This window comes from Saccharomonospora halophila 8 (assembly GCF_000383775.1).
In the GTDB taxonomy this organism is placed as follows: Bacteria; Actinomycetota; Actinomycetes; order Mycobacteriales; family Pseudonocardiaceae; genus Saccharomonospora; species Saccharomonospora halophila.
The window spans coordinates 11,215-15,374 of the sequence record NZ_KB912539.1; the positions used below are offsets into that span (position 1 = coordinate 11,215).

Annotated in this window: 3 protein-coding genes and 1 pseudogene; 3 read left to right on the plus strand and 1 reads right to left on the minus strand. The window is 70.7% G+C overall.

The window, feature by feature from the left end; translation table 11 throughout:
* Positions 1-573: pseudogene (locus SACHA_RS21400) on the plus strand (hypothetical protein); the annotation flags it as partial.
* 59 nt (positions 574-632) lie between these two features.
* Here SACHA_RS21400 and SACHA_RS0110185 read toward each other — a convergent pair.
* Complete coding sequence (locus SACHA_RS0110185; RefSeq protein WP_019809426.1) at positions 633-1,448, minus strand: HAD family hydrolase; 816 nt, start codon at positions 1,446-1,448, stop codon at positions 633-635.
* Between the two features lie 81 nt (positions 1,449-1,529).
* On the opposite strand from SACHA_RS0110185, the gene SACHA_RS21405 reads away from it, so the two are divergent.
* Together SACHA_RS21405 and glf are read left to right on the plus strand one after the other, a co-directional pair.
* Positions 1,530-2,510 (plus strand): LLM class flavin-dependent oxidoreductase, encoded by a 981-nt coding sequence (locus SACHA_RS21405; protein WP_019809429.1) that lies wholly within the window; start codon positions 1,530-1,532, stop codon positions 2,508-2,510.
* Positions 2,511-2,766: 256 nt separating this feature from the next.
* The gene (gene glf, locus SACHA_RS0110195) at positions 2,767-3,993 is read left to right on the plus strand and encodes a UDP-galactopyranose mutase (protein ID WP_019809431.1); all 1,227 of its coding nucleotides are present in this window, start codon (positions 2,767-2,769) and stop codon (positions 3,991-3,993) included.
* The last annotated feature ends 167 nt before the right edge of the window (positions 3,994-4,160 follow it).

Genomic DNA, 4,160 nt, shown 5'->3' on the forward strand with positions numbered 1-4,160 from the left:
CGGCCGTACGGCGGTGTGCCGCTGGTGCGACGCCGGACGGCGCCGGTCGCGGCGCTGGCCGTGGGCGGTCTGTTCCTCGTCGTCACCACGATGCACCCGCAGGCGTTGCCCGCGATCCGCGCCACCGGGCACACCACCTCGGGGATGGCGGCGGTCGGCACGTGGCTGGACGGGACCCTGGGGGACGGCACGGTGATCAGTACCCACGAGACCCCCACGCTCGCCTATCACGCGGGCCCGACGGTCGTGGTGCTCGACGTGTTCGGCCGGACGGACGAGCACATCGCCCGGGACGCCACGGACCGCGGGTTCGTGGACGGCCGCTTCGTCGCCCGTGACTACGACTACGTGGTGAATGTGCGTCGCCCGTTGGTGGCCGTGGACGAGGACGCCTACACCGACGAACAGCAGTGCGGCATCCACCCGGCCTACGCCGGTGTGTACGAGGTGGCCAGCTTCCGGCACGCACCCGCGGACCACTGGGTCACCCTCTACCTGCGCCGCGCGATGGCCTCGGAACTGGTCGGGCGACTGGCCGAGCACCCCGACTTCGAGTACGTCTCCTGCCTGTAGCCGGAGCAGCCGGCTCAGCCGGCTCAGTCGACTCAGCCGGCGCCCGGCCGACGCCCGGGTCAGAACCAGCGCTCCAGCACCTGCGCCACCCCGTCCTCGTGGTTCGTCGCGGTGACCTCGTCGGCGGCGTCGAGCACGACCGGGTGTGCGTTGGCCACCGCCACGCCGTGGCCGGACCAGCGCAGCATGTCCAGGTCGTTGGGCATGTCCCCGAAGGAGACGGTGTTCTCGGCGTCCACCCCGAGTTCCCCGGCCACCTGTTCCAGCCCGGTCGCCTTGGTGACGCCGTGCGCGGCGAGCTCGATGAGCCCGCTGCCGGAGGAGAACGTGATGTCCACCACACCGTCGAGGACGCTGCATGCGGCGAGGGCCATCTCGTCCGAGTCCATCCTGGTGTGGCTGACCAGCAGCTTCACCGCCGGATGTCCGACCACCTCGGCGCGGGGGACGACGAACCCCTCCCCGTCACCCCACGGGTTGGAGTACTCCGACTCGATGACGAAGTTGTGCCGGTCCGGGTCCACGGCCGTGGCGCCGATGCGCTCGGCGGCGAGCCGGCATCCGGGCAGTGCCGTGTCCAGCGCGTCGGCCACGTCGTTCAGCAACACCGGGTCGAGCAGGCCGTGCACGTGCCGGACCCGGTCGGCGTCGATGTCGTAGACGATCGACCCGTTCGAGCATACCGCGTACCCCGTCAGGCCGGTCGCGTCGGCGACCGGGGGGATCCACCGGGGCGGGCGACCGGTCACGAGCACCACCGGGACACCGTCGTCCACGGCCCGCGTGACCGTGTCGACGGTGCGCGGGGTCACCCGCTCCATCGGGTTGAGCAGGGTGCCGTCGACATCGGAGGCGATCAGGTCGGGTCTGCGCACCTCTCCAGTTTCCCAGATCACGCCCGTGCTGCGTGGTGTGCTGTTTCACCGATAGCGTGTGACGCCGTGCGTGTTGGCATCGTGATCCTTCCCGAGGACAGGTGGTGGGCCGCCGAACCGAAGTGGCGGGCCGCCGAGGAGTACGGCTTCGACCATGCCTGGACCTATGACCACCTCGGCTGGCGGCACCTGGTCGACGGTCCGTGGTTCAACGCGCTGCCGACCCTGACCGCGGCGGCGATGGTCACCGGGACGATCCCGCTCGGGACGTTCGTCGCCTCCCCGAACTTCCGGCACCCCGTCCCGTTCGCCCGGGAACTGATCACCCTGGAGGACGTCTCGGACGGCCGGACGATCCTCGGGATCGGGGCGGGCGGCCTCGGCTACGACACCGAGGTCCTCGGCGGGCCCGAACTGTCCCCGGCGCAGCGGGCCGACCGGTTCACCGAGTTCGTGGACGCGCTGGACGGGCTGCTGCGGGTCGACGGCTACGACCATTCGGGCACCTGGTACACCGCCCGCGCCGCCCGGAATCTCCCCGGATGTGTGCAGCGCCCCCGCATGCCGTTCGTTCTGGCCGCGGAGGGGCCGCGGACGATGCGGTCGGCCGCCGAGGCGGGCGAGGGCTGGGTGACCACGGGCAGGCCGGGCGTCGGGGAGAGCCAGCAGCGCTGGTGGTCGGTTGTGGCGGACCAGGCCGGACGGTTCACCGACGCCCTCGTCGAGGCCGGGCGTGACCCGGAGAGCGTCCCCCGCTACCTCAGCCTCGACGCCGCCCCGGTGTACAGCCTGACCAGCCGGGACAGCTTCGCCGAGGCCGTCGGCCGGGCGGCCGAGCTCGGATTCACCGACGTCGTCGTGCACTGGCCGCGCAGCAGCGAGCCGTACCAGGGCAGGGAGGCGGTGCTGGAGGGCATCGCCGAGGACCTCCTGCCGGAGGTGCAGGGCCGGGAGAAGCCCGCCGACCGGGAGGACCCCGACGACCCGGATCCCGAGGGCCCCGCTCCCGGGGATTCCGGGCCGCGGGACACCCCGGAGGGCCCGGACGGTTCGGGAGCGTGAGGACGGACACGGGGTGGTTCCGGCCCCGCCCGCACCTCTCTCTTACCACTCGTTCGGGTGAGTTCGCGTAGTTCGGGAACCGCCTCGGTAGCGCGTGCGTCGAAGTGGACACAGGCGCCGCGAGGCACCGGGGGATACAGGGGCCGCTCGACCCTCGTGCGGGGAAGGCCCGGCGCGGCTCGGCCGCCCGTCCGGGGGGCGGGCAACCGTGGCCTCGTCGCACGAGGGTCGCGGCACGTCGGTAGCCTTCCGGGGCGTGAGCGCGGACACGAATTCCACAGACATCACGAACGAGGCACACTCCGGTTTCGATCTGGTGGTCGTCGGCTCCGGCTTCTTCGGCCTGACCGTGGCCGAACGCGCCGCCGAGCAGCTCGGCAAGCGGGTGCTGGTGCTGGAGCGACGGGACCACATCGGCGGCAACGCGTACTCGGAACCGGAGCCGGAGACCGGGATCGAGGTGCACCGCTACGGCGCGCACCTGTTCCACACCTCGAACAAGCGGGTGTGGGACTACGTCACCCGGTTCACCGAGTTCACCGACTACCAGCACCGGGTGTTCGCGAAGTACCAGGGGCAGGTCTACACGTTCCCGATGAACCTGCACCTGATCAACCAGTTCTTCGGGAAGTCGCACTCCCCGGACGAGGCGAGGGAGCTGATCGCCGAGCAGTCGAGCGAGATCGACACCAAGGACGCCCGGAACCTCGAGGAGAAGGCGGTCTCGCTGATCGGCAGGCCGCTGTACGAGGCGTTCGTGAAGGGCTACACCGCCAAGCAGTGGCAGACCGACCCGAAGGAGCTGTCCCCGGCGATCATCACCCGGCTGCCGGTGCGCTACACCTTCAACAACCGTTACTTCAACGACACCTACGAGGGCCTGCCCGTCGACGGCTACACCGCCTGGTTGGAGCGGATGGCCGACCACCCGAACATCGAGGTGCGGCTCGGGGTGGACTACTTCGCCGTGCGGGATGCGATCCCCGAGGGCACGCCCGTCGTCTACACCGGGCCGCTGGACCGCTACTTCGGCTACTCGGAGGGACGGCTCGGCTGGCGCACGCTCGACTTCGAGCAGGAGGTCGTGCCCACCGGGGACTACCAGGGCACGTCGGTGATGAACTACAACGACATCGACGTCCCCTACACCCGGATCCACGAGTTCCGGCACTTCCACCCGGAGCGCGGCCACTACCCGGACGACCGGACGGTGATCGTGCGGGAGTACTCGCGGTTCGCCGACGACGACGACGAGCCGTACTACCCGATCAACACCGCGCAGGACCGGGAGAAGCTGGAGCGCTACCGCGAGCTGGCGAAGAAGGAGGCGCACGAGCGCAACGTCCTGTTCGGCGGACGGCTCGGTACCTACAAGTACCTCGACATGCACATGGCGATCGGGTCGGCGCTGACGATGTTCGACAACAAGATCGCCCCGCACCTGACCGACGGCACGCCGCTGGACGGGTCGATCGATGCCTGAGACACGGACACCGGACGTGCGACCTCCCGAGGTGGAACTGCCCACCGTGGGCGACGAGGCCCGGCCGTCCGGGGAGGTCGCGCTCCTGGTCACCGTCCAGCGCGGACTGGCCCGGCCCGCGGTGCTGCGGGCCGCGCGGGGGCTGTCGGTGTTCGGCGAGCACAGTG